Genomic DNA, 2,652 nt, shown 5'->3' on the forward strand with positions numbered 1-2,652 from the left:
AAGTCGCTGCCGTGATACTCCCAGCAGGCGAACAGAAGGTTCTCCGGTTCGCGCAGGAAGATCGAATAGTTGCGGATGTTGGCGCGGCTGATGACGTCGAGCACTTCGGGCCAGACGGCGGCGTGGACGCGCTTGTAGTCCGCGATCGCCTCGGCTTTCACGCCGATACAAAGTCCCATTCTTTGCATGCTGGTTGCTCGCGGGGCTTCAGCCGAGAAGGTCGGCGGCGACTTCGAGCGTGTTGCGGAACGACGTCTCGAGATGATGTTCCATGGCCCGTGCCGCACCCTCGGCGTCGTGGCGCTTCAGCGCGTCGAAAATGGCCTCGTGCTGCTCGATCGTCTGTTCGCCATAACCCGGTCTTGGGATAGCGAGATAGCGCCCGCGATCCATCTGTGCCTTCGAGATGTCGACGGCTCTCCAGATCATCGGCAGGCCGCAGATCTCGGCTATGGTGCGGTGGAAGACATCGTCGAGTTGTATCGCGGTGGCATATCTGCCGCGGGATATGGCAAGCCGGTGCGCCGCCATGTTGTCTTCCAGCAATTCGCTGGCTGCCGCTGTGAACTTGGCGGCCGCGCGTCGGGCGCTTTCCATCTCCAGTGCCCGCCGGATGACATAGGCTTCTTCCAGGTCGGCCCGGCTGATCGGAGCAACATAGGTGCCGGTCTGCGCCAGGATCTTGACCAGGCCCTCGTCGCTGATGCGCTTGACCGCTTCGCGAACGGGGGTGCGAGACACCCCCAGGGCCTCCGCGATGGCGACCTCGTTGATGACCTCTCCCGGCTTCAACTGCCCGACGACGATCAGGTTGCGGATCTTGTGGTAGATCTGATCGCGGAGCGGAAGAGCCCGATTGAGCGTCGAAGGATCCAGGTCCATTGCAAATCCGTGTCTTCGTTCACCAGAAATGGCCAGATAATACTAGAATGTCAATTGGAACGCATCCAATACAAGCGTGGGGGTCGGTGACGCACGACGTCATGACGACCCGCCGGAATCCAGCTTGCCAGAACTGTTATATTAGTGCAATAGTGAGGATGAACGATGGAAAATTCAGTCCGGGACTGAGGCTTGGATCTTCAACAGCGCAGGCCATTCAAGCTTGTTCGAAGAAGCCCGAACTGCGTTTGCAGCGCTATTATACTAACATATCGAAGGCCGATGTAGCGCACCGGCCGGCCGCCAGGAGGAACCTAGCCAGATATGACCGTCGCCGCCGATTGCGCCTTGGATATGCGAGGCATCAGCAAGAACTTTCCAGGCGTGAAGGCTCTGTCCAACGTCAATTTTGCCGTGAAATTCGGCACCGTTCATGCGGTCGTGGGTGAGAACGGCGCCGGCAAATCGACGCTCATGAAGATCCTCAACGGATCCTACGCGCCCACCAGCGGCACGATCAAAGTCGGTGACGCCGAGGTGCGCATGCGCCGGCCCGCCGACGCCCAGGCGCTCGGCATCCGCATGGTGCACCAGGAAATCAATCTGGTCCCCCACCTGACCGTCGCCGAGAACGTCTATCTCGGCCGCATGCCCGGCAAATGGACCTTTCTGCGCAAGCGCGAGATGGTCAGGGCGGCGGCTGCCGTCCTCGACGAGCTCGGAGCGGCCATTAATCCGCGTGAACGGCTCGGCAACCTTTCTATCAGCCAGCAGCAGCTCGTCGAGATCGCCAAGGCCTATGCGGCGCAGCCGAGGATCATCGTGCTGGACGAGCCGACATCCAGCCTCAGCGAGCATGAGACGGCGGCGCTGTTCCGGATCCTGCGCAAGATGCGCGATGACGGCATCGCCATCGTCTACATCAGCCATCGGCTGAAGGAGGTGCTCGAAATCGCCGATGAGGTGACGGTGCTGCGCGATGGCTCAATGATCGAGACGCGTCCGATCAAGGGCATAAAGGCTGCCGATATGATCAGGCTGATGGTCGGTCGCGAAGTTAGCAATGTCTTCCCGAAAAGTCCGGCCGCGATCGGCAAGTCCGTGTTGCGCGTGGAGCATATCAGCGACGGACAGCGCTTCCGCGATGTCAGCTTCGAAGTGCGCGCCGGCGAGATACTGGGCTTGACCGGCTTGGTGGGCGCTGGCCGCACCGAGGTTGCCCGCGCAATCTTCGGCCTGTCGCGGCTTGTCGAGGGCACGGTCAGCGTCAACGGACGCGAGGTCTCGATCAACTCGCCATCCCAGGCGGTCAGGGCAGGCATTGCCTATGTTCCGGAAGATCGCAAGGGCGATGGCGTCGTGCCTGGAATGTCGGTCCGGGAAAACATCAGCCTGCCCATCCTGCGCCGCCTGACCCGTTTCGGACGCATCAGCCGCAGCGCCGATCGCGCGCTTGCCCGGGATTCGGTCAAGCAGTTTTCGATTTCACCGCCCGACGGCGAACGGCGCATCAGCCTTCTGTCGGGCGGCAACCAGCAGAAGGCGGTCATCGCCAAATGGCTTGCCGCCAAACCTTCGGCCTTGATCCTCGACGAGCCGACGCGGGGCGTCGACGTCGGCGCCAAGGCCGAGATCCACCACATCATCGGCCAACTCGTCGCCGGCGGCATGGCGGTCGTGATGATCTCGTCGGAACTGCCCGAAATCCTCGGAGTCTGCGACCGCGTGGTGGTGATGCGCGATGGCTATGCCTCCGAGCCTCTCTTGCGC

The 2,652-nt window shown here is 61.7% G+C and carries 3 protein-coding genes; 1 reads left to right on the plus strand and 2 read right to left on the minus strand.

The genetic code is table 11. From position 1 onward, the window contains the following. Positions 1-188 (minus strand): L-rhamnose mutarotase (locus EN884_RS32300; RefSeq protein WP_128360979.1); only part of this gene is annotated, 188 nt, incomplete at its 3' end. Between the two features lie 19 nt (positions 189-207). Further along, positions 208-882, minus strand: coding sequence for a GntR family transcriptional regulator (locus EN884_RS32305; protein ID WP_013528167.1), 675 nt, complete (start codon positions 880-882; stop codon positions 208-210). Between the two features lie 324 nt (positions 883-1,206). On the opposite strand from EN884_RS32305, the gene EN884_RS32310 reads away from it, so the two are divergent. Beyond that, the coding region (locus EN884_RS32310) for a sugar ABC transporter ATP-binding protein (protein WP_164895297.1) at positions 1,207-2,652 on the plus strand (1,446 nt) is incomplete at its 3' end.

Origin of the sequence: Mesorhizobium sp. M7A.F.Ca.AU.001.01.1.1, from assembly GCF_004022735.1 — a bacterium.
GTDB classification, from domain to species: Bacteria; Pseudomonadota; Alphaproteobacteria; order Rhizobiales; family Rhizobiaceae; genus Mesorhizobium; species Mesorhizobium ciceri.

Coding starts and splice junctions, on each gene's coding strand:
- EN884_RS32305 (WP_013528167.1), bottom strand. CDS start 882: ATGGACCTGGATCCTTCGACGCTCAATCGGGCTCTTCCGCTCCGCGAT.